The sequence below is a fragment of the Variovorax brevis genome (genome assembly GCF_030317105.1).
Classification (GTDB): Bacteria; Pseudomonadota; Gammaproteobacteria; order Burkholderiales; family Burkholderiaceae_C; genus Variovorax; species Variovorax brevis.
Genome location: NZ_JASZYG010000005.1, coordinates 349655 through 371775, shown reverse-complemented (window position 1 = coordinate 371775; position 22121 = coordinate 349655). Strand labels below are relative to the sequence as shown.

24 protein-coding genes are annotated in these 22121 nt (G+C 65.7%); 7 read left to right on the top strand and 17 right to left on the bottom strand.

The genetic code is table 11. The features are described from left to right. Window positions 1-9 precede the first annotated feature (9 nt). The 4 genes from QTI66_RS18165 to QTI66_RS18150 all read left to right on the top strand — a co-directional run bounded on the left by QTI66_RS18165 (window position 10) and on the right by QTI66_RS18150 (window position 2066). Window positions 10-624 (top strand): TetR/AcrR family transcriptional regulator, encoded by a 615-nt coding sequence (locus QTI66_RS18165; RefSeq protein ID WP_286561230.1) that lies wholly within the window; start codon window positions 10-12, stop codon window positions 622-624. 184 nt (window positions 625-808) lie between these two features. Further along, entirely contained in the window at window positions 809-1216 is a 408-nt protein-coding gene (locus QTI66_RS18160; RefSeq protein ID WP_286561229.1) for a RidA family protein, read from the top strand. A gap of 21 nt (window positions 1217-1237) precedes the next feature. Then, window positions 1238-1606 (top strand): ArsR/SmtB family transcription factor, encoded by a 369-nt coding sequence (locus QTI66_RS18155; RefSeq protein ID WP_286561228.1) that lies wholly within the window; start codon window positions 1238-1240, stop codon window positions 1604-1606. Further along, on the top strand, window positions 1581-2066 hold the full coding sequence (locus QTI66_RS18150; RefSeq protein WP_286561227.1) for an SRPBCC family protein: 486 nt from the start codon (window positions 1581-1583) through the stop codon (window positions 2064-2066). Before QTI66_RS18155 ends, QTI66_RS18150 begins: the two co-directional genes overlap by 26 nt. Window positions 2067-2104: 38 nt before the next feature. Here QTI66_RS18150 and QTI66_RS18145 read toward each other — a convergent pair whose 3' ends face one another. Beyond that, window positions 2105-2899 carry a hypothetical protein gene (locus tag QTI66_RS18145; RefSeq protein ID WP_286561226.1) on the bottom strand — a complete coding sequence of 265 codons (795 nt, stop codon included), beginning with the start codon at window positions 2897-2899 and terminating at the stop codon, window positions 2105-2107. Window positions 2900-3105: 206 nt separating this feature from the next. On the opposite strand from QTI66_RS18145, the gene QTI66_RS18140 reads away from it, so the two are divergent. Further along, complete coding sequence (locus tag QTI66_RS18140; protein WP_286561225.1) at window positions 3106-4152, top strand: AraC family transcriptional regulator; 1047 nt, start codon at window positions 3106-3108, stop codon at window positions 4150-4152. Between the two features lie 307 nt (window positions 4153-4459). On the opposite strand, the gene QTI66_RS18135 is transcribed toward QTI66_RS18140, so the two are convergent. Genes QTI66_RS18135 through QTI66_RS18095 form a run of 9 tightly spaced genes read right to left on the bottom strand, consistent with a single transcriptional unit; the run spans window position 4460 to window position 12372 of the window. Beyond that, entirely contained in the window at window positions 4460-5164 is a 705-nt protein-coding gene (locus QTI66_RS18135; protein ID WP_286561510.1) for an ABC transporter ATP-binding protein, read from the bottom strand. An 8-nt stretch (window positions 5165-5172) separates the two neighbouring features. After that, window positions 5173-5931 carry an ABC transporter ATP-binding protein gene (locus tag QTI66_RS18130; protein ID WP_286561224.1) on the bottom strand — a complete coding sequence of 253 codons (759 nt, stop codon included), beginning with the start codon at window positions 5929-5931 and terminating at the stop codon, window positions 5173-5175. After that, window positions 5928-6890, bottom strand: a complete 963-nt coding sequence (locus tag QTI66_RS18125; RefSeq protein ID WP_444815021.1) for a branched-chain amino acid ABC transporter permease — start codon at window positions 6888-6890, stop codon at window positions 5928-5930. The genes QTI66_RS18130 and QTI66_RS18125 overlap by 4 nt, the downstream gene beginning before the upstream one ends. A 19-nt stretch (window positions 6891-6909) precedes the next feature. Continuing rightward, window positions 6910-7830: a branched-chain amino acid ABC transporter permease gene (locus QTI66_RS18120; RefSeq protein WP_286561221.1), complete on the bottom strand. Its 921-nt coding sequence runs from the start codon at window positions 7828-7830 to the stop codon at window positions 6910-6912. After that, window positions 7827-8657: an SDR family oxidoreductase gene (locus tag QTI66_RS18115; RefSeq protein WP_286561220.1), complete on the bottom strand. Its 831-nt coding sequence runs from the start codon at window positions 8655-8657 to the stop codon at window positions 7827-7829. The genes QTI66_RS18120 and QTI66_RS18115 overlap by 4 nt, the downstream gene beginning before the upstream one ends. A 40-nt stretch (window positions 8658-8697) precedes the next feature. Next, window positions 8698-9285: a cysteine hydrolase family protein gene (locus QTI66_RS18110; RefSeq protein WP_286561219.1), complete on the bottom strand. Its 588-nt coding sequence runs from the start codon at window positions 9283-9285 to the stop codon at window positions 8698-8700. Further along, entirely contained in the window at window positions 9285-9818 is a 534-nt protein-coding gene (locus QTI66_RS18105) for an aromatic-ring-hydroxylating dioxygenase subunit beta (RefSeq protein WP_286561218.1), read from the bottom strand. Before QTI66_RS18105 ends, QTI66_RS18110 begins: the two co-directional genes overlap by 1 nt. After that, window positions 9808-11175, bottom strand: coding sequence for an aromatic ring-hydroxylating dioxygenase subunit alpha (locus QTI66_RS18100; protein ID WP_286561217.1), 1368 nt, complete (start codon window positions 11173-11175; stop codon window positions 9808-9810). The genes QTI66_RS18105 and QTI66_RS18100 overlap by 11 nt, the downstream gene beginning before the upstream one ends. 27 nt (window positions 11176-11202) lie before the next feature. Beyond that, window positions 11203-12372 carry an ABC transporter substrate-binding protein gene (locus QTI66_RS18095; RefSeq protein ID WP_286561216.1) on the bottom strand — a complete coding sequence of 390 codons (1170 nt, stop codon included), beginning with the start codon at window positions 12370-12372 and terminating at the stop codon, window positions 11203-11205. A gap of 182 nt (window positions 12373-12554) precedes the next feature. Here QTI66_RS18095 and QTI66_RS18090 point away from each other — a divergent pair, with 182 nt between their 5' ends. Continuing rightward, the gene (locus QTI66_RS18090) at window positions 12555-13343 is read left to right on the top strand and encodes a transporter substrate-binding domain-containing protein (RefSeq protein ID WP_286561215.1); all 789 of its coding nucleotides are present in this window, start codon (window positions 12555-12557) and stop codon (window positions 13341-13343) included. A gap of 221 nt (window positions 13344-13564) precedes the next feature. On the opposite strand, the gene QTI66_RS18085 is transcribed toward QTI66_RS18090, so the two are convergent. From QTI66_RS18085 to QTI66_RS18055, 7 genes are all read right to left on the bottom strand, one after another. Next, entirely contained in the window at window positions 13565-14782 is a 1218-nt protein-coding gene (locus QTI66_RS18085; protein ID WP_286561214.1) for an MFS transporter, read from the bottom strand. A gap of 104 nt (window positions 14783-14886) precedes the next feature. Beyond that, window positions 14887-16554, bottom strand: coding sequence for a hypothetical protein (locus QTI66_RS18080; RefSeq protein ID WP_286561213.1), 1668 nt, complete (start codon window positions 16552-16554; stop codon window positions 14887-14889). Between the two features lie 56 nt (window positions 16555-16610). Continuing rightward, on the bottom strand, window positions 16611-16886 hold the full coding sequence (locus QTI66_RS18075) for a hypothetical protein (RefSeq protein WP_286561212.1): 276 nt from the start codon (window positions 16884-16886) through the stop codon (window positions 16611-16613). Then, a complete protein-coding gene (locus tag QTI66_RS18070; protein WP_353506205.1) occupies window positions 16883-18100 on the bottom strand; it encodes an ROK family transcriptional regulator in 1218 nt (405 codons plus the stop codon). The genes QTI66_RS18075 and QTI66_RS18070 overlap by 4 nt, the downstream gene beginning before the upstream one ends. Continuing rightward, on the bottom strand, window positions 18097-18900 hold the full coding sequence (locus QTI66_RS18065; RefSeq protein WP_286561211.1) for an ATP-binding cassette domain-containing protein: 804 nt from the start codon (window positions 18898-18900) through the stop codon (window positions 18097-18099). Before QTI66_RS18065 ends, QTI66_RS18070 begins: the two co-directional genes overlap by 4 nt. Window positions 18901-18902: 2 nt before the next feature. Further along, complete coding sequence (locus tag QTI66_RS18060; protein WP_286561210.1) at window positions 18903-19895, bottom strand: ABC transporter permease; 993 nt, start codon at window positions 19893-19895, stop codon at window positions 18903-18905. Between the two features lie 12 nt (window positions 19896-19907). After that, window positions 19908-20915 (bottom strand): sugar ABC transporter substrate-binding protein, encoded by a 1008-nt coding sequence (locus QTI66_RS18055; RefSeq protein ID WP_286561209.1) that lies wholly within the window; start codon window positions 20913-20915, stop codon window positions 19908-19910. A 173-nt stretch (window positions 20916-21088) separates the two neighbouring features. Here QTI66_RS18055 and QTI66_RS18050 point away from each other — a divergent pair, with 173 nt between their 5' ends. Continuing rightward, window positions 21089-22081, top strand: coding sequence for a carbohydrate kinase family protein (locus QTI66_RS18050; protein ID WP_353506204.1), 993 nt, complete (start codon window positions 21089-21091; stop codon window positions 22079-22081). Window positions 22082-22121 lie beyond the last annotated feature (40 nt).

Sequence of the window (22121 nt, the reverse complement as noted above, 5' to 3'; positions counted from 1 at the left end):
ACGACCGGCATGCCAAGGGGAAGATCAGCCAACTACGACGACCAGCGCGGGATGATCCTCGAGCGGGCGGCGCAGCTGTTCGCCAAGCGCGGCTATCCGGCCACCTCGATGAACCAGGTGGCCGAGGCGTGCAACTTGTCGAAGGCGACGCTCTACCACTACTACCGCGACAAATACAGCCTGCTGGTGAGCATCGCGGAAGACCACGTCTCGCGGCTCGCGGCGCTCATCGAGGACGAGGAAACGCTCAAGCTGAACGGCGAGGCGCGGCTGCGCCACCTGATCCATCGCATCGTCGAGGAATATGCCGACGCGCAGAACGCGCACCGCGTGCTCACGGAGGACGTCAAGTTCCTCGAACCGGAAGACCGCGAACGCGTGCTCGACAAGGAACGGCTGGTCGTCGCCGGCTTCGCGCGCGCGGTGGCCGAGATGAACCCCGGCAAGCCGGTGCAGCCCTTGTCCAAGCCGCTGACCATGCTGCTTTTCGGCATGATCAACTGGATGTTCACCTGGATGAAACCGGAAGGCGAACTGGACTACGCCGCCATGGGCCCGATCGTGGCCGACCTGTTCATGGGCGGCGTTGGCAGCGTTCGCATGCCCTCTGAATCGCCCGACTGACCGGCCACCGACCGCATCTCACGCAGGACGCATCCCGCGCTTGCAAATGGCAACTGCTGTTGCCATCCCCAAACGCGAGGATGCGTTTGCTTGAATTGCGCTTGCTGAACGCACCGCGCATGGCGTAGAACGGGAGGCTGCTTCAGGGGGCCCTCGTTTCGCACTTCCGTTGTGAAGGATCCCCATGCCCGACCATTCCACACGGACCACGCACGCCACCCACAACATCGGCGTCGCGGAGCAGATCGGCAAGTACAGCGACGCCATCGAAACGGCGCCCGATCTGCGCTGGCTGTTCACCGCGGGAACGCCGGGGCTCTCACCCGACGGAATGCTGTCAGTGGACTTCAGCGAACAGGCGCGTCAAGCCTGGACCAACATCATGTCCGTGCTGGAGACGGTGGGCATGGGCGTGGAAGACATCGTCAAGGTCAGCACAACCCTGGTGCGTGCGGAAGACATCGCGGCCAACGCGTTGATACGCGCCAGCTTCCTGGGCGACGCGCGGCCGGCCTTCATGCTCGCCGTGATCGACCAGCTCGTGCGGCCGGACATCCTCATCGAGGTTGAGGTCATTGCCGCCAAGGCTTGAAAGGCTCCTATACTTAGCCACATGGCTAACCATAGCGCGGTCATTTCCGATGTCTTCTACGCACTGGCAGACCCGACCCGTCGCTCCATCGTGAGCGTATTGGGGCGGGGTCCGGCGTCGGTGTCCACGCTGGCGGCGCCCTTCAGCATGGCCCTGCCCTCGTTCATGAAGCACATCGGCGTGCTGGAGCGCAGCGGCGTCATCCGCTCGAACAAGGCCGGGCGCGTGCGCACCTGCGAACTCGTGCCCAAGACGCTGTCGCAGGCTGAGCAGTGGATGGCCGAGCAGCGTTCGATCTGGGAAGCGCGCTCCGATCGCATGGCCGATTTCGTCGAAACACTTCATCACCAGGAGAGCTTGTCCCGTGGCAAATCCAGACCCCAAAGCTGATCAACAACAGGATCTCGTCATCACGCGCATCCTTCGGGCACCGCGGGCCGCGCTGTGGCGGGCCTGGACCGACCCCGCATTGCTCAAGGAATGGTGGTGCCCCAAGCCGTGGACCACGGAAGTCCGCGAGTTCGACCTGCGCGCGGGCGGCGGCTTCTACACCTTCATGCGCGGACCGGACGGTGGCACCAGCGACAACCCGGGCTGCTTCCTGGAGGTCGTCCCGCAAGAGCGCATCGTGTTCACCAGCGCGCTGCTGGCCGGCTGGCGGCCGGCCGCGCCCTGGATGAACTTCACGGCCCGCATCGACATGCGCGACGAAGGCGAAGGCACGCGCTACGTCGCCACGGTGATGCACCCCGACAAGGCCACCCGCGACCGCCACGAGGAAATGGGATTCTTCGAGGGATGGGGCACCTGCATCGATCAGCTGGAGGCGCTGACGGGCGGGTCGCACTGACCCGCGTGGGCGGGCCCACTGAGCCGCGTGGGCGTGCTTCAGCCCATCAATTCCGGATTGCGACGGGCTTCGTCCAGCCGACGTTGCTTCGCCACGGCGAGGCAACGCGGATGCCGCGCGTGCTGCGGCTCTGCGCAGCGGCGGTTCAGGCAGATGGCGCGCAACAGGAACATCTCGCCGTTGCAGACGGCGGTCGGATCCGCCGCCTCGGTGCGCGGGGCGATGCGGTTGGCGCGAATGACCTTTGCAGCGGATCGGCTCGCGTCCATGTGTCTTTCGGTGGCGGAGGTGGCGGCTCTTTCTTCGATGATGACTTCGCCGTCGTCTTCTTCATTCGCTGGGAGCGGCCGCAGCGAGGCGGTCTTGACGGGCTCATTTGTCCATGACGGGCCCTGCGCCGCCGGCGACGTCTGTCCAGCCTCCTGCGCCTGCACGGCGCCAGCTACCGCGGGCATGCCCATCGCCTGCCGCTCATGCATGAAGTCGTAGTACCAGCCGGCAAAGCCGATGAACAGCGCCAATGGCATGGCCAGCACCCAGCCGAGCATGTGCACCCATTCGCGCGGCGTCCTGCGGCCGCCCTCCGTGTTGGGGTTCGACTGGTGGCTCGGTTCGGCTTGCACCGGCTCGGCACTGTCGTTCCGATAGCCACCGGGCAACCGACCTGAGCAGGCCTCGCAATGCAAGGCGTTGTGATGGTTCAGCGTCTGGCAGAAATTGCATCGGACCGGAATCGCCTTCTCGCCGCGCCACAGCAATTCCAGCAACACGCCCAATCGCCCGAACTCGATGGCGGGCGGGGCGGAAGCCTTCTTCGCGTGCGATGCAATCATGACGAGCTCCAGGAAGACGGCATGGCCGGCATGTGTCTTTTCAAATTGACAGGAACGGAACGAGTCCGCAACGAATACCTTTGTCTTCGATTCATGGGCACTGCACATGTCGGACGCAGCCGCGAGCGACCCGTCGGAAACAGCGGAATCTGGGCCCTCGCCAGCGCGCTCGTCCTGGGCCGGGAGCGGAATTTGCTATTCCTATAATGAATCGCAAGAACGGCCCGAACCCCGAGGCCGATGCGGTGGCACAGTGCAGAGGGCACTTCATGGAAGCGTGGTTCAGCTCAGAGTTGCAGCCTATTTGCCAGGCGCCGCTGTTCGTCTCCAGCGATCCCGACGTCGTCAAGCACGAGACGGCCGGCGCCTTCAAGGAACACGAGCTTTCCTGGCGCCGCGGCAAGGTCGACTCGGCCCTTTATGGGGCGCATGTGGGGTCCCTGTCCTTCTTCGTCCTGCAATACGGTGCGGCCGTGCACATCGATCCGGGCGAGCTGCAGGGCTTCGTGCTCTTCCAGGTGCCGCTGCGGGGCTCTGCCGAGATCCGCGTGGACGGCCAATCCGTTGCCGCATCGCCGAGCACCGGCGCCGTGATCTCCCCCAGCCTGCCGCTGCAGCTGGACTGGCATGAAGGCTGCCGCCAACTCTTGGTGAAGATTCCCCGCGAGCGGGTCGAGCGCACCTGCCGCCACCTGATCGACGACGAGGTGGCGACGCCGATCGAGTTCGATCCGGAAATGCACCTGGACAACGACGCGGGGCGCAGCTGGCAGCACCAGTTGGCCAGCCACTTCTGCAACCTGCGCATGCCTTCGCCGGCTCTTGCGCCGCAGCTCTTGCCGGCGCAGGAAGAAGCGTTGATTCATCACCTGCTGCTGCGGCAGGACAGCAACTACTCGGGGCGGCTGTCGCAGCCGCAGCCGGCTGCAGCGCCCCGGCATGTGCGCGCGGCGCAGCATTTCATCGAGGCGCACCTGTACGAAAGCTTGACGCTCGAGATGATCGCGAGGGCCAGCGGCGCCAGTGTGCGCAGCCTCTGCATGGGGTTCCAGAAGCACTTGCAGCGCTCACCCATGGCCCATGTGCGCGCCGCGCGGCTGGAGCGGGCGCGGCTGGATCTGCTGCAAGCGCCGCCGGGGACGCAAGTGACGGACATAGCGCTGCGCTGGGGCTTCAACCACGTGGGGCGGTTCAGCACTGCGTACCGCAAGCGCTACGGCGAATTGCCAATCCAGACGCTGCGCGGTGCCTGACTTGCTCGCTTGCCCCCTCTCCCTCCGGGAGAGGGCTGGGGTGAGGGCTCCGGGCGGTTGAACAGTGCGTGGCTGATCCACCGCCCATGCCCCTCACCCCAACCCTCTCCCCGGAGGGGCGAGGGAGTGAAGACATCACACACCGACGTCGCGATGCCATGACTTGACTTGCCCCCTCTCCCTCCGGGAGAGGGTTGGGGTGAGGGCTCCGGGCGGTTGATAGTGCGCGGCTGATCCACCGCCCATGCCCCTCACCCCAACCCTCTCCCCGGAGGGGCGAGGGAGTGAAGAGACGGAGTGACGTCCATCACACACCGACGTAGCGGTGCCAGATCTCCGGCTCGGCTTCCAGCGCCGCACTGCTCCCCGCCCACACCACGCGGCCTTTTTCCACCACCGTGTGATGGTCCGCCAACGACAGCAGGCGCTCCACATACTTGTCGATGACCAGCGTCGTCTGCCCCTGCGATCGCAGTTGGCGCAAACAGGTCCAGATCTCTTCACGGATGAGCGGCGAGAGCCCTTCGGTGACTTCATCGAGGATGAGCAACCTGGGGTTCGTCATCAACGCACGTCCCATGGCGAGCATTTGTTGCTCGCCACCGGAAAGCTGGTTGCCCATGTGATGCACCCGCTCTTTCAAACGCGGAAACAGCGCATAGACCCGATCGAGCGTCCACGGCTCCCGGCTCGCATTGCGGTTGTCCGCAAAGGCGACAAGATTTTCCCGCACCGACAGGTTCGGAAAGATCTGCCGACCTTCCGGCACCAGCGCCACGCCCAGCCGCGCGATGCGGTCCGTGGCCCACGCATCGATGCGCTGCCCCTTGAATTCGATGCGCCCCTTTCGCGCAGGCGTAAGCCCAAGGATGGCGCGCACCGTCGTGGTCTTGCCGGCGCCGTTGCGGCCCAGCAGCGTGGCGGTCTGGCCTTCCGCAATCTGCAGATGCATGCCGAACAACACCTGGCTCTGGCCATAGCCCGCGTCGACGTCGTCCACGGACAAGACCATCGCGCCACTCACGTCGCCACCTCATCGCCAAGATAGGCCTTGCGCACCTCGGCGTTGCCGCGGATCTGCTCGGGCAAACCCGTCGCCATCACCTGCCCCGACACCAGCACCGAGATACGGTCGGCCAGCTGGAACACCGCGTCCATGTCGTGCTCGATGAGCACCACCGTGAGCGTCGAGCCCAGTTCCTTGATGAGCGGGATGAGTTGCGCCGATTCCTCCGGCCCCATGCCGGCCATCGGTTCGTCCAGCAACAGCAACTGCGGCGAACTCGCCAACGCCAGACCCATCTCGAGCTTGCGCTGCTCGCCGTGCGACAAGCTCCCCGCAATCGCCTGCAGTCGAGCCGACAGGCCCACGCGCTCGCCAATCGCCGCAGCCTCGCGAAACAGCGCCGACTCGGACAGCGCCGGCTGCCAGAAGCGCAGGCTGCTGCCGCTTCGGGCCTGCACCGAGAGCGCAAGGTTGTCCAGTACCGAACAGGTCTTGAACACATTGGTGATCTGGTACGAACGCGCCAGCCCCATCGCCACCCGTTCATGCATCGCGCAGGCCGTGACGTCCCGGCCATTGAAGACGATGCGCCCGCTGTCCGGCTTCAGTGCGCCGGAAATGAGCTGGATCAACGTCGTCTTGCCCGCCCCGTTGGGTCCGATGATGGCGTGTATCTGCCCCTGAACCAGCGACAGGTTGAGCTTGTTCGTCACCGTCAGGCCGCCGTAGCGCTTGACCAGGTCGTGCAGTTGAAGAACCGGCGTCGAACTCATGCCTTGCCCTTGCGTCGGAACACGCTGTCCAGCATGCCGGCGAGCCCATTGGGAAAGGCCATCACCGCGCACAGCAGGATGAGACCCAGCACCAGCTGCCAATAGTTGGTGTACGCCGACAGAACCTCTTCCAGCACCAGCATCACCACCGCACCCAGCACGCCGCCGGACAGGTAGCCCATGCCGCCCAGGATCACCATCACCATCAGGCTGCCGGACTGCGTCCAATGAAGCAGGTTGGGCGTGATCATCATGTTCTGGTTGGCGATCAGCGCACCCGCCAGGCCGGCCAACGCGCCCGCCATCGCAAAGCAGATGAGCTTGTAGCGAAACACCGGGTAGCCCAGCGCCTCCATGCGCGTCTCGTTCTCGCGAATGGCCTGGATCACGCGGCCGAAGCGCGAGTTGATGAGCCGATACAGCAAGGCCAGCGCCACCGCCGTCACGCCCAGTACCACCCAATAAAAGACGGCTGGCGCACCCAGGTCGATGCCCGTCAGCGTCGAGCGGCCCGGCAGGCTGATGCCGTCGTCGCCGCCATAGGCCTTGAGCGAGGTCATCACGTAATACATCATCTGCGCGAAGGCCAGCGTGATCATGATGAAGTGCACGCCGCGCGTGCGCAGCGAGACGATGCCGATGCACCACGCCAGCACGCCGCTGGCCAGCGTCACCAGCGGCCAGGCGATCCACGCCGACGTCAGGCCTTGCTGCATGAGGATGCCCACGAGGTACGCGCCGAAGCCGAAGTACGCCGCATGGCCCAGGCTCACCATGCCGCCGAAACCCAGGATCAGGTTCAGGCTCGTCGCGGCCAGCGAAAAGATCAGGAGGCGCGTGGCAAAGCCGATATAGAAGTCGAAGCCGGTCGCTTCCGCGATCCACGGAAAGGCCGCCAGCACGGCCAGCAACACCGCCATGAGCGGCAGCGACACCGTGTGGTGCAGCGTGCTCTTCATCGATGCGTTCATGGTGTTGTCAGCCCCGCGCAGGGAACAGCCCCTGCGGCTTGAAGAAGAGCACCGTCGCCATCAGCATGTAGATGAGGATCGACGCCAGCGTCGGCCCCAGGTTCGACGCAATGTCCGCCGGCGCAATGGCTTTGAGCGCCGCAGGCAGCAGGCTGCGGCTGAGCGTGTCGACGACGCCCACCAGGATCGCGCCGAACAGCGCGCCGCGGATGGAGCCGATGCCGCCGATCACGATCACCACGAAGGCCAGGATGAGGATGCTTTCTCCCATGCCCACCTGCACCGACAGCACCGAGCCCAGCAATGCACCGGCGACCGCGCACAGCCCTGCACCGAGTGCCACCAGCAAGGTGAAGATGCGCTGGATGTTGACGCCCATCACCCGCACCATCTCGCGGTTGGAGGCACCGGCGCGCACCTGCATGCCCAGCCGCGTCTTGACCACCAGCAGGTAGAGCAGCCCCGCCATCGCCAGGCCCGCCGCGATGATGAACAGGCGAAACGACGGATAAGAGAAACCGGCGAACAGTTCCACCGGCCCCGACAGCGATGGCGGCGTGTTCAGCATCAAAGGCGCCGGCCCCCAGACCATGCGCGCCGCGTCGTTGAAGATGAGGATCAGCGCAAAGGTCGCCAGCACGTGCGACATGTGGTTGCGCTCATAAAGGCGCCGGAAGATGGCCACTTCGAGCAGCGCACCGATGAATGCCGTCGCCACCACCGCGCACAGCAGGCCCAGCCAGAACGAGCCCGTCATTTCGGTGAAGGTCGCCGCAAAGTACGCGCCCGCCATGTACAGCGAGCCATGCGCGAGGTTGATGAAATCCATGATGCCGAAGATCAGCGTCAGCCCCGCCGCGAGCAGGAACAGCATCAGGCCGAACTGCAGCCCGTTGAGGGCGTGTTCGAGCAGCAGCGTGGCGTTCACTTCTTGGCGTCTGCAGCTCGCGCAAACCACACGCGGGGGCCCACACCCTGGTCGGGTCCCAGCACCGAGTAACCGCCATCCACCGGAATGTCCACACCCGTGATCCACGACGCCGCGTCGGAGCAGACAAAGGCCACCGCATTGCCCACCTCCGCCCCGTCGCCCACGCGCCCCAGCGGATGCAGCGGCGCCGCCACCGCATCGGCCAGCTCGCGCGAACCCTCGCTCAGCGATTCGACCGATGGCGACCAGGTCCACGCCGGCGATACCGCCACCACGCGGATGCCCTGCGGCGCCACGGAGACGGCCAGGCTCTTGGTGAGTTGCAGCATCGCCGCCTTCGAGGCCGGGTACAGCGCCCGACCCGCCGATCCGAACTTGCCGCCCACGCTGCCGAGGTTGACGATGACACTGCCGCGCTGCATGTGCGGCAACACCTTCTGCGAAAAGATGGCGGCGGAAATCAGGTTGACGCCCAGCGTCTGGTGCCACTGCGCGCGGCTCGATGCAATGCCCTCGTCGGTGTAGATGCAGGCGTTGTTGACCAGGATGTCGATGCGGCCGAATCGCTCGAGCACAGTCTTCACGCACTGGTCGATCTGCTCGTCCTGCTCGATGTCGACGGCGCAATAGATGGCCTGCGCGCCGGGCTCGGAAGTGAGTTCCCATGCCAGCGCCTGGCCCGCCGTGTCGTTGCGGCCCACCACGACAACGCTGGCACCCGATGCGCTCAAGACACGCGCAATGTCCGCGCCCACGCCCTGCGTGCTGCCGGTGACGATCGCGACCTTGCCCGCGAGCAGGTCGGCGCCCATGGCGGCGGTCATTGCACAAGCTCCGTGCTTGCGGAGCGATCCTGCGCTGCGCTCATGAGAACACCGCCTCTCCGCGAGCAATCGTCGCGATCAAGCCCATGCTGTGCAGCGACGCTTCATGCTCCGCCGCCTGCGCTGCAGCGCAGGCATCGGCCGCCACCGTCACCGTGTAGCCCATGTCCACCGCATGGCGCACCGTGCTCTCCACCACCGAATGCGTGGCCACGCCGGCGATGACGAGCCGTCTGGCGCCGACCAGGCGCAGCACGTCGTCCAGCGGCGAGCCGTAGAACGCGTTCACGCGCTGGTGCTTCACGACGAATTCCTTGCGGCTGTCCGGCAGCGGCGCCAGTCCTTCGAAGAATTCGGAGCCCCATGCACCTTCCACGACCGCGCCCGAAGCGGCCACGCCCCGGAAGATCGGCGCGTTGACCGTGAGGTCGGCGAAGTCGGCGCGGAACGCGATGCGCACATGCACGATGGGCCATTCACGTTCGCGTGCGCCCTGCAACAGCGCCTTCGCGGCGGCGATGACCCCGGCACGCACCGGGCTGTCGGCGCTCATGCCCACGCGGATCTTGCCATCCGGGTGGAGCACGTCGTTTTGATAGTGCAGCGCGATCAGCGCAATGTCGGCCATCAGATGAAGATCTCCAGGTTTTCATGCGCCGCGTCGCAGTTGACGAGGTTCACGCGCTTCATGCGCAGGCGCCAGGTGTCGCCGTCGGCCACCAGCTTGTAGTCGTAGAAACCGGCCAGCTGGCGCGTCTGCTTCTTGCGCCACTCGGTCATCTGGAACACGGCGCGCACGACCAGGTTGCCGCCCGCATCCACGCCATCGACGCTGACGTTGCCCACCAGGCGCGTGGCGTGCGTCGGCGGTTGCTGCGACCAGTTGCGCGCGTTCTCGACGCGGCGCACGCGCACTTCGCGCAGCATCCTGTCTTCCCATGCCAGCGAGATATGGTCGTAGGGGCTGGCCTGGTCGTGCTGTTGCGGAATCCAGTACATGCCGTCGTCGGTCCACAGCGCCAGCCATTCGTCCCAGCGGCGCTCGTCCAGCAGGCGCGCCTCGCGGTAGATGAACTGCTGCAGGCGCAGGAAGCTTTCCATCGGCACGTCGACCGGCGTCAGCTTGTCGACGGAAACGTCGAAGTCGAGGTCAAGCAGCATGGGCGCCCTCCTTCGCTTCTGCTTGCAGGAACTCGCCGGTCATGAAGCGCTTCCATGCCTTGAACTGGTTGCGCATCGGCAGTTCGCTGGTGCCGTTGGTCGACACCATGCCGCCCTGCATCTCGCGGTCCGCGCCGGCGTAGCGGTGCATGCTGACCCAGTCGCCGCCTTCGTTCATGTTGCCTTCCTGGCAGCGGCCATAGACCTCGATGTCGTCGGGCATCACGTTGGACGACGGCGAGTTGATGAGGTTGCCGTACACCAGCGCGCGCTTGAACAAGGCAGGTGGCGCGTCCTTCAGCCGGAAGATCTGGATCTCGACCATCGTGCGGTCCACCGAGATCGGGCGGATCACGCGGAACTGCTGGAACACCGTGTGCGGCGATCCGCTGCCGTAGATGATGGTGTTGTGGCGGTTCATGCCCAAGATCTCGCGGGCGCGTTCTTCGCCATACGCTTGCTTGAGCGATTCGAAGTGCGCGCGCGTCACCGGGTCCTTGTCGGCGGCGCCGGGGTCGAAGATGCCTTCCATGTAGCCGTGGCCGTTGTCGTAGGCGCACAGGTCCAGCTTTTCCCAGAACTCGTAGGGCTCGCCGTTGCCATCCATGATGTGCAGTTCCAGCGGCATGTTGCCCATTTCCTTCGCCTGGTCGCGTGCGGCCATGAAGGAGGATTCGTGCGTCACACGCGCGTGCATCGTGTCGTGCAGGTTCTCGTAGAACACCTTCCAGTTCGAAGGCTGCAGCACGCGGAACACGCCACCCGCCACTTCCACCTCGCCCGAGGGCGAGCGGTCGCACAGGTTGTCGATGGAGGTGATCACGCCGCCCAGGAAGGTCTTGAGGTCCGGCCCCTGCGCCGATTGGTTGGCGAATACGAAGCCGCGGTAGTTCTCCACGCGCGCCAGCCGACGCATCGAGAAGTCAGGATGCTTCGGATCGAAGCAGGTGCCTTCGAAGCCCAGCTTCATCGGCGCCGACAAATGCTGGCCGTCGAGCTTGAAAGTCCACGCGTGGTACGGGCAGCGGAAGAACTTGCCGGCGTTGTTGTCGCCCTCGGGCACCAGCCTGGCGCCCTTGTGCGGACAGCGGTTGTAGAGCACGTTCACCTGGCCGGTGGTGTCGCGCACCATCACCACGTCCTGGTTGCCGATGCGCGTGGTGTGCGTGTCGCCCACCTTGGGCACCTGGCTTTCGTGGCCGACGTAGATCCACACGCGGCCGTAGATGCGGCTCATCTCCAGCTCGAAGATGGCCGGGTCGGTGTAGACGGATTTGTGCACGCTGTCGCCGCGCACGAGCGCGGCGACCTGTGCGGCGATCTCTTCGTCCGAGCGCTGTTGCTGTTGCTGCTGCATCGATGTCTCCTTCGTTGCCGCTGGCGGTCACTGCATCTTGCAGGAAGACGCAAACGGGTCGTGGTAGTTCGTCAGAATGGTCTTGAGCGTCTTGTTGTCAATGCGGCCCTGCTTGTCGCGGCCCACCACGCGCAGGTAGTAGTTCTGGATCGGGAACTGGTTGGTGTTGAACTTGAAGTTGCCGCGCACCGACTTGAAGTTGGCCGCCCGCAAGGCCTTGCGCAGCGCGTCCTTGTCTTCGATCTTGCCCTTGACGTCGCGCACGGCGCCGTCGAGCAGCATGGCCGCGTCGTAGCCCTGTGAGGCGTACAGGGTCGGGATGCGGCCGTATTCCTTTTCGAAGTCGGCGACGAACTTTGCGTTGGCTTCGCCCGGCAGGTCGGCCGCCCACTGCGAGGAATTGAACATGCCCAGCATCGGCTCGCCCACCGCCTTGATGGTGTCCTGGTCGCCCGAGAATCCCGGCGCGTACAGCGTCACGTCCTTGCTCAGGCCCGAGGCGACGAGCTGCTTGATGAAGCTGATGCCCATGCCGCCCGGCAGGAAGAAAAAGGCCGAGTCGGCGCCCGAGGCGCGCAGCTGCGCCAGCTCTGAAGAAAAGTCGAGCTGGCCCATCTTCACGTAGACCTCTTCGGCGATCTTGCCCTTGTACAGGCGCTTGAAGCCGCCGATGGATTCACGCCCGCCGGGGTAGTTGGGCGCGATGAGGTACACGCTCTTGTGGCCCTTGTCGGAGACGTACTGGCCCATGGCCGCGGGGATGTCCTCGTTCTGCCACGCGACGGCGAAGAAGTTCTTGTTGCATTTCTCGCCGGCATATTCCGCGGGGCCGGTGTTGGTCGAGAGGTACACGGTGTCGTTGGCCAGGATGCTGGGCATCAGCGGCAACAGCACGTTGGAGAAGACCATGCCGGTCATCACGTCCACCTTGTCGCGCTTGAGCATGCGCTCGGCCGCCTGGCGTCCGACGTCGGCGCTCTGCTGGTCGTCCACCACGTTGATTTCCACCGCCAGTCCGCCGAGCTTGCCCTGGCGATGCTTGAGCGCGAGCTGGAAGCCGTCCCGGATATCGACACCCAGCGCACCGCCCGGCCCGGAGAGGGTGGAAAGAAAGCCCACCTTGATCTTGTCCGCCGCATACGCGGGCGACACCAGTGCCGCAACGGCCAGCGCGGCCGCGATCCATCGAAACTTCATCGGGAGCTCCAGTTGTGGGAAATCGTTTCTCCGCGCATCGTGCAGTGATCCGCGCCGCGAACGCAAGCCAAATCCGGCAAGCGCAGGTCGATTCCGGCAAAGCGCTTTCACCGATCCGCGAGCGGCACGGGCACCCGCAAAATGGCAGCACCTTTCAATCCCACCTCCTGGAGTTCGCACTCATGCGCCAACTGTTTTCGATCGGATCCCTCCTGGCTTCGGCTCTTGTGCTGGCCGGCTGCGCCACGGCGCCGGGCGGCGCACCGGCGTCGCATCTCGACACCGTCCAGAAGGAGGCGCGCCTTCGCATCTGCACGCCCGGCGACTACAAGCCCTTCAGCTTCAAGAAGGCAGACACGGGCTACGAGGGCATCGACGTCGACCTGATGACGAGCTTCAGCGCCAGCCTTAACGCCAAGCCAGAATGGATCCAGACGACCTGGGCCAACCTGCTGCCCGACCTGAGCGCCGGCAAGTGCGACATCGCCGTGGGCGGCGTGTCGGTGACCACCGACCGCCAAAAGCGCGCCTTCTTCAGCACCGCCTACATGGTCAACGGCAAGACGCCCATCGTGCGCTGCGCCGACGTCTCGAAGTACCAGACGGTGGCGGACATCGACAAGCCGAACGTGCGCGTGATCTTCAATCCCGGCGGCAGCAACGAGCGCTTTGCGCGCGCCACCTTCAAGCAGGCGAAGATGACCTTGCACGGCGAGAACATCACCATCTTCGACGAGGTGCTCAACAACCGCGCCGATGTGTTCGTCACCGAATCGGCCGAAGCGATCACGCAGCAAAAGCTCAAGCCGCGGCTGTGCGCGGTGAATCCGGACAAGCCGCTGCAGTACGGCGAAATGGGCTGGATGCTGCCGCGGGATGACGTGGCGTTCAAGGCGTACGTCGACCAGTGGCTGCACCTGTCGCAGGCGGGTGGTGACTTCCAGAAGGTGATGGACCGCTGGCTCAAGTAGCCGGTCTTTCCCCCTCTCCCGCTCGCGGGAGAGGGCCGGGGTGAGGGAACTGGGCGTTGGACAAGCCGCAATCCATCCACCGCCCTTCCCCGCATTGCCCCCTCTCCCCCCGGGAGAGGGCTGGGGTGAGGGCACTGGGCGGTTGACAAGTGCGTGGCGGATCCACCGCCCGTGCCCCTCACCCCAACCCTCTCCCCGGAGGGGCGAGGGAGCAAGAGAGCTCAGGGATGTGCGCGTCGCGCAGTCAGCGTCATCCGCGTATTGCGCTCCACCGACAGCGACCACGCGAATACCGCGAGCCCCGCCAGCGCCAGCAACGCACCCACCCACCCCGTCGACGTCCACCCCAGCCCCGCGCTGATTGCCACCCCACCCAGCCACGCACCAAACGCATTGGCCATGTTGAAAGCCGAATGGTTCAACGCCGCCGCCAGCGTTTGCGCATCGCCCGCCACGTCCATCAACCTGATCTGCAGGGCAGGCCCGATGGCCACGGTGGTGCCGATCAGGAACACGTTGATGGCCGCCGTCACCGGGTGGTGCGCCATGAAGGTGAACGCCACCAGCACCAGCGCCGCATAGGCCAGCACACCGCCGATGGTGCGCATCGGCCCCTTGTCCACGAAGCGCGACCCCACCACATTGCCGACCACCATGCCCAAGCCGAACAGCGCCAGCACCAGCGGCACGCCGCTCACCGGCAATCCGGTCACCTCGGTGAGCGTCGGCTTGATGTAGCTGAACACCGCGAACATGCCGCCAAAGCCGATGGCGCCGATGCCCAGCGTGAGCCAGACCTGCTTGCGCCGGAAGGCGCCAAGCTCGCGCAGTGGGCTCGCGCCCGCAGCGGCCGGCATTTCAGGCAAGGCGCGGCGCAACAGCACGATGGCCAGCAGCGCAATCGCGCCGACAAAAACAAAGGCCGCGCGCCAGCCCCAGTGCTGCCCCAGCCACGCCGCAATCGGCACGCCGAACAGCGTGGCGCCCGTCAGCCCGAGCATCACCAGCCCGTCCGCGCGGCCACGCCGCCCCGGTGGCGCCAGGGTTGCGGCCACCAGCGCGGCCACGCCGAAGTAGGTGCCGTGCGGCAACCCGCTCACGAAGCGAAGCAGGTTCAGCGACAGGTAGCCCGGCGCCATCGCACTCGCGAAATTGCCGGCCGCGAACACCGCCATCATCGTGATGAGCAAGGCACGTCGGCCCCAGCCGGCCGCCAGCACCGCCAGCAAGGGCGCGCCGATGACCACGCCCAGCGCATAAGCGCTGATGACGTGGCCGGCCGTTGGAATGCTGACGTCGATGTCCTTCGCCACCTCGGGCAGCAGGCCCATGATGACGAACTCGCCCGTGCCGATGGCAAAGCCACCCACGCCGAGTGCCAGCACGGCGCGCACGAAGTTGGAGGCGGGAGCGGATTCGGTCGGAGCGGGGGCAGACATGGTGGAGCAGAAAATTCAGGGTTAACCCTTGTCTGCCGCACCTTAGCACGCACGTTCAATCCTTGCTGCGGCGCAGCAAATGGACCCCTCCGCTCGCAGGTTTGTCAGGGGTTCGGCGTGGCCAACTTGACGAGCGAGTGGGCCACCCCCGGCGTCCACGTGTAGACCTCCGCCGCCCCGCCGGCCGCCGCATTCGCTGCACGGGGCCGCGCGGCCCTGTCCTGGTAGGTGACGAAGCTGGGCACGCCGGTGGCCACCGGAAACACCATGCCCAGCATCGAGTTTCCGTACTGCAGGCCGGCGCCACCATGGGAAAGCACCCCCACCTCCGTCTTCGCCTGCGTTTCCAGGTCGGTCTGCACGATCTTGCCATTGGTGCATTGCTTGTCGCCGGCGGTGGCGGGCACGCAGGCCACGTAGCTGTCGATGTAGTGGTTGTCCGCGATCCAGTGGCTCGCGTGCACGTCGCTGCCGATCACGGCGGATTCGCCCAGCAGGATGTCGTCCGTGCCGTCGAACTTGACGGCGTGGGTGGTCCGCCCACTTCGGTAGACCATGCGCGTGGCGGTGGCGCCCATCAGGGAGGCGTTTTGCACCATCACCGGCGCGCCGCCGCGCTTGCTGATGGCAGCGACCGAGGGCGGCGAGCGCGGGTTGGCCGGATCGGCTTGCCATAACGCCAGATGCGTCTGCGACACCATGATCGCGTACACCGGCAGGCCGGGCAAGGTCGCGATTTCCGAAGGCTGGCCCGCGCCCGCAACCTTCATCAGCTTGTTGTTGTCGGCAAAGTAGAACGCGTCGACGTCGGCATGGCAGGCGACGTTGCGCGTGCCGAAATCAGCGCGCGCGAAGGTGTGGATCGGCGCGGCGAGCGTGGCGGCGGTTGCCGTCCACGCCAGCCGGCGCACCGTGCCGTCGACGCGGTAGTAGCCCGCCTTCAGGGTCGAGAAGTCGTAGCCCATCAACTGCGCGACGCGCGCTCCGGCACCGCCCTCGACGGGTCCGATGCGGGTGAAGTCGGGCCGGAACAACTCCAGCCCCGCGGGCGTCAGCATCAGGAAGGCGACCATGGTCTGGGCGCCGTCGTCCAGGGTGTCGACAAATTCGCCGGGCAGGCTCGCCAGCGGCGCCGCGGTGGCCGGCATGGTCGAGCGCACGTAGACGCCGCCGGCGCCTTGCTGCGTGCAGGCGCCGGAGGGGCCCTGCGTGTCGACCTTGATCCAGCCGTCGCGCCCGTCCGCGCTCACGCGCAGGGGCTCGATTTCCACCGACAGCCGGCATGCCGTGGTGAGCGAGGAGACTTGCACGGGCGTGTGCGGCAAGTCGGTGCGCAAGTCGATCTTCCACACTTTGGCATCTTTCACGAAGAACACCACCGCCTCGCCCTCGTAGGTCGTGAGGCGTGTGGCGCGATCAAAGCGAAAGGATTGCAGCGACGCCACCATCGGCACGCCGAAGGCACTGACGGCGCCGCCGTCCATGACGATGCTTTGTTCAGGCGCGGCCGGCTTCGCGGGATCGACGACGTAGAGCGTGGACTTCTGGTCGCGCGAGCCGATGGTGCCGCCCTGTGGAACGAGGCGGGCGATGACGTAGGTTCTCTTGGGTGCGGCCGGTGTGCTGGCAGCGCTGGCGGCAGGCCCGCCCGTTGCCGCTGCAGGCGGTGCGGACTTCGACGCATCCGCCCCTCCCCGGTCGTTGCAGCCCGCAAGCGCCGCCGCAACAACAAGCGCAGCCACCCGGCACCCCATCGCGACATGGTGATTCATGAAGAAAGCCCCCGCGTGATTGCAATCGCCTGCGGAGGCTCGACTCGGAGTCTCCTCTAGCGAACGTTAACGCACATGCCTTCCGTCACCTCGATTCCCGCCAAAAAAATTCCGCTCTGGCAGCGGAAGGCCACGAGCCCCTTGCCGTTGCGGTCGGAGCGAACGGCAAAGGGCGGCGAGCGTTCGCCGCTGGCCAGCGAAAACGGGCTCGCCTCGATGGGCCGCGTGCCGCCCTTGATCGTGTCGAAGACGTGCACGGTCTGCGCGTTCGGCGTCAGGTTGGCGACGGTGATGTTCAATGTCAGGCGGCTCGTCATGAGGGTCTCGGTCAACGGTCTATCTTCAGGAACAGGTCGCGATCCGGCGCAAAGTTGCCATACAGCGGCAGCAAGGCACCGCCGATGGCCCGCGCGTCCGCACCGATCGAGCCCGCCAGCACGCGAGGGCGCGAAACGCCTTCCCAGCTGTAGCGGTCCAGCGCGACATCCACTTTGGCGAGCATGGCCTGCAGCATCTCGCGGCTGAACGAGCCGTCGATGATCACGCCATCCAGGTCCAGCAAGGCAGCCGCGCTGTGGATCGCCAGTGCGATGCCCGGCGAGGACTGCTGCATCCACGCCTGCGTGACCGGCAGCCACGGCGGCTCGATGGCGCGCGGGTCGGCGATGGCGGCGGTGTCGAGCCCGGCCTGCACGTACATGCTTTCCAGCGTGAAGAGCGACGCCATGCTCAGCAACTGCCGCGGCGGTGCGCCATCGTTGCTGCCCAAACCCATTGGCATCGAGCCCACGGCGCCCGCATTGCCGCTGACGCCGCTGCGCAAATGGCTGTCGATGACGAGGCCCCCGCCGATGAAGGTGTCGATGAAGATGTAGAGAAAGCTTCGGATGCTGCGCCCCCGGCCCGCCACCAGTTCGGCGACACAGGCCGCTGCAGTGTCCTTGACCAGTTCCACCGGCAACGTCGTCATCGCCGCCACCTTCGCCTGGATGTCGATGGCGTTCCACCGGCTGGCCTGTTCCGGCGCCACGCCCAGCAGCGACTGCCACCCGCCGAGCGACAGCGGCGCGGCGATGCCCACGCCATGCAGCAAGGCCACGCGCTTGGGGCCGAGCACCTTGCGCAAGGTCTTCAGGCGCGAGCGGATCTCCTCGAAGATCGTCTCAGGGTCGGGAAACTCGTAGTCCAGCGTGAGGCGCTCGCGCACCTGTGCGGTGAAGTCGACCAGCAGCACGTCGAGGCTGCGGCGCCCGATCTTGATGCCGATGGAAAAGGCGCCGTCGGGGTTGAGCGCCATCGGCACCGAGGGCTGGCCGATCTTGCCGCGCACCGGGGCATGCTTGAGCACCAGGCCGTCGGCTTCCAGCCGCGCGATGATGACCTGCACCGTCTGCGCCGTGAGATTCGTCAGCCTTGCAATTTCAGCCTTGGGCAATGCGCCGTGCAGGCGGATCGCCTGCAGCACCACGCGCTCGTTGAACTGGCGCATGCCCACCTGATTGGACCCACGCGGCCGAAGCCGCGTGGCCGTCTCGGCGGTCATCATGCAAAGGCTTGATGGGGCAGTTCGTCGGGGCGCATGGCGCCGGTCATGACCGCCACCGTGTCGCTCATGCTGATGTTCTTGGGGTTGACGATGCACGCGCGCTTGCCCAGGCGGGCGATGTGGATGCGGTCGGCGATTTCGAAGACGTGTGGCATGTTGTGGCTGATGAGGATGACGGGCAAGCCCTTGTCGCGCACACGACGGATGAGTTCGAGCACCATGTTCCCCTCCTTCACCCCGAGCGCTGCGGTTGGCTCGTCGAGGATAACAACATGCCGTGCGAAGGCCGCGCTGCGCGCCACCGCCACGCACTGCCGCTGGCCACCCGACAGCGTTTCGACAGCCTGCGTCATCGAGCGGATGCCCACCTTCAGGTCGTTCATGCGGGCGATGCTTTCATCGAGCATCTTCTTCTTGTCGATGATCCTGAGGAGTCTGGAGAAAAAGCCGTCCTTGATGATCTCGCGGCCGAGAAAGAGGTTCTCGGAGATGGTCATGGCGGGCGCCACGGCCAGGTCCTGGTACACCGTCTCGATGCCTTCGCGCCTTGCGTCCATCGGCGACTTGAAGTGGATCACCTTGCCGTCGAGCTTGACCTCGCCTTCGTCGGGAATGGTCGCACCCGACAGCGCCTTGATGAGCGACGACTTGCCGGCGCCGTTGTCGCCGATCACCGCCATGATCTCGCCGGCGCGCAGCTCGAAGTCCGCACCATCGAGGGCCGTGACGTTGCCGTAGCGTTTGACGAGGCCCTTCGCCTCCATGACGAGGGTTCCGTGGGAATGTACTGGCGTGGTCATGATCAACGGGCTCCCTTGCGTGACAGTTGGTCGGTGGCGACGGCGAGAATCACAAGCACGCCGGTGATGAGCACCTGGTACACAGAGGCGACGCCCATCAGCGTGAGGCCGTTGCGGAAAACACCCACGATCACCGCGCCCAGGAGGCTCCCCAGGATGATCCCGCGGCCGCCGAAGAGGCTGGTGCCGCCGAGCACCACGGCCGTGATGGCGTCGAGGTTCTCGGTCTGGCCGGCGTTCGGGTCGCCGACGGCGGTGCGGGCCACCGACAGCAGCGATGCGATGCCGTAGAACAGACCCGCCGTGACGTACACCATCAGCAGCACCTTGTCTGTGGGAATACCCGTGAGGCGCGTGGCCTCGGGGTTGTTGCCCACCGCGTACACATGCCGCCCCGGCTGCGTGTCCCGCAAGCCCCACCACATGAACACGTACATGATGATCATGAAGATCGTGCCGTAGTTGAGCGCCGCGCCACCCAGCGAGATGGTGTTGCCAAAGAAGGTCATCGCGGGCGGCAGGTCCGTGATGGTCTGCGCCCCGGAGTAGAGCTGCGTGACGGCAAAGGCGATGTTCATCGTGCCCAGGGTCACGATGAAAGGCGGCAGCTTGATGCGCGTGACCAGCAGGCCGTTGAGCAAGCCGAAGGCCATGCACACCAGCAACCCGCACAGGATGGCCAGGTACTGGTTCATGCCGCTGGCCACCGCCAGCTTGGTCATCACGATGCCGCCCAGCGCCATCACCATGCCGCAACTCAGGTCGATGCCCGCCGTGAGGATGACGAGCGTCTGGCCGATCGCGATCGTGCCCACCACCATCACCTGCTGCAGGATCAGCGAGAAGTTCTGCACCGACAGGAATCGGTCGCTCTGCGTGGAGAAGAACACGACTGCAATGAGCAGCGCGATCAGCGGGCCGAGGGTGGCGACCGGCGGCATCTTGAACTTGTGCGCGGCGTCAGCCGCCTTGGGGGTGGTGGTGGCGGTGCTCATGTCATGTCCCGCTTACTTGTTGCCCCAGCACAGGTCGGTGCCGACCTTGGTGTCCTTGCTGTCGACGCCGGCCATCGGCTTGTCGGTGATCAGCGTGACGCCGGTGTCGGTGTAGCCCTTGGCCTTGGTGCCGTTCTTGGCATAGGCCAAGCCGGCCTCGACGCCCATCGATGCCATCTTCAGTGGGTATTGCTGCGAGGTGGCCGCAATGACGCCGGCCTTCACGTTCTTGACGCCGGCGCAGCCGCCGTCGACCGAGACGATGATCACGCCCTTTTCCTTGCCTGCCGCCTTCAGCGCTTGGTACGCGCCCAATGCGGCTGGCTCGTTGATGGTGTAGACGAGGTTGATGTCCGGATTCTTCTGCAGGCAGTTCTCCATCGCGGTCTGGCCCTTGGCCGGATCGCCGAAGCTGTCGGCGCTGCACACGACTTCCGGTGCCTTGGAAAGTTCGTTGCTCTTGGAGTCGTTCGCCTTCAGCCCAAAGCCCGACATGAAGCCGTTGTGACGCTGGGCTCCCACGGGATGGCCGGGGAACAGGTCGAGCGTCGCGATCTTGGCGGGCTTGCCGGCCATTGCGACCTTGGCGTACTTGCCGATGAGTTCGCCAGCCGTGTAGTTGTTGGTGGCAAAAAGCGCGTCAGCCGCATCGGCCGGGTCGGTGGGGCTGTCGAGCGCGATGAACATCACGCCCTGTGCCTGCGCCTTCTTGATCGTCGGCACGATGGCCTTCGAGTCGTTGGGCGTGATCAGGATGGTCTTGGCGCCGCCGGCAATCATGTTCTCGATGGCCGTGACCTGGCCCGCGTTGTCGCCGTCCGATTTGCCCGCCGCGCTGAGGAGCTTCGCGCCTTGGGCTTTGGCTGCCGCATCGGCACCTTCCTTCATCTTGACGAAGAACGGATTCGTTTCCGTCTTCGTGATGAGGCCGATCACCGGCTGGTCGGCCGCGAAGGAGATGCCCGCGGCGCACAGGCCGGTGGTGATGGCGAGAGCGATGCGGGTCGGGTTCTTCAGCATGAGGAGTCTCCGTGTGTGTTGAGCGCTCGGTTGGCGCGGGTGGTGGGTCTGGGTGCCTTCGCCGTTCCGGGCTGACCGTGTCGGCGTGGACGGATTGTGGGCGCCCCGACTAACTAAATCAATTAGATTTATTAGGTAGTTTCCCGGGGTTTTCACCTAGCCTCGACAGGTCCATGCTCGCGTCCCAACGATGGCGCAAGTCCGTGCCGCCCCAACCCCTGAATGAACCGGAGAACAAGATGTTTGTCGTATGCGGCGAGGCCCTGATGGATGTGTTTGCAGCCGGCGAAACGGCCACCGGCATGGCGCTCGACGCGCGCGTGGGCGGATCGCCTTTCAACGTGGCCATGGGCCTGGCGCGTCTTGGGCAGCCCGCGTGCTTCTTCTCGTCGGTGTCGCGCGGCTTCCTGGGCGAGCGCTTGATGAAGACGCTGCGTGAGGAAGGCGTGGGCACCGACACGGTCTCGCTGGTCGATGCGCCGACCACGCTCGGACTGGTCGGGCTGGACGCCAGGGGCGTGCCCTCGTATTCCTTCTACGGCGAAGGCTGCGCCGACCGGCTCCTGGCCCTGGCGGCGCTCGCCACCCTGCCCGACAAGATCAGCGCGGTGCAGATCGGCTCCTATGCCACGGTGGTCGAACCCATTGCGTCCACGCTGCGGGCCTTGGTGGAGCGCGAGCAGTCGCGCGCGCTCATCTGCTACGACCCCAACATCCGCCTGAACGTCGAGCCCGACCTGGCGCGCTGGCGCGACATGCTGCAGTGGATGCTGCCGCGCACGCACCTGCTCAAGATCAGCGACGAAGACCTGGGCCTGCTCCTGCCCGGCACGTCGATGAAGCAGTTTGCCGACGATGCGTTGGCGCAAGGCGTGCGCCTCGTTGTGGTCACGCGGGGCGGCGAGGGTGCGGTCGCGTGGACGAAATCGGCGTCCGCCACGGTGCCGGCGGTGGCGTTGCCGGTGATCGACACCGTGGGCGCAGGCGACACCTTCCAGGCCGCCCTGTTGACTTGGCTGGCCGAGCACGACTGCCTGTCGGGCGCTGCAGTGGCGTCGCTGGACAACGAGCAGTTGCGGGCGGCTTTGCAGTTCGCCGGCGGTGCCGCCGCCATCACCTGTTCACGCCGTGGTGCGGATTTGCCAAGGCGAAGCGAACTGGCTTGATGCGTTCCGGCAATCGTTGACCCGCCACCGTCAGGCCCGA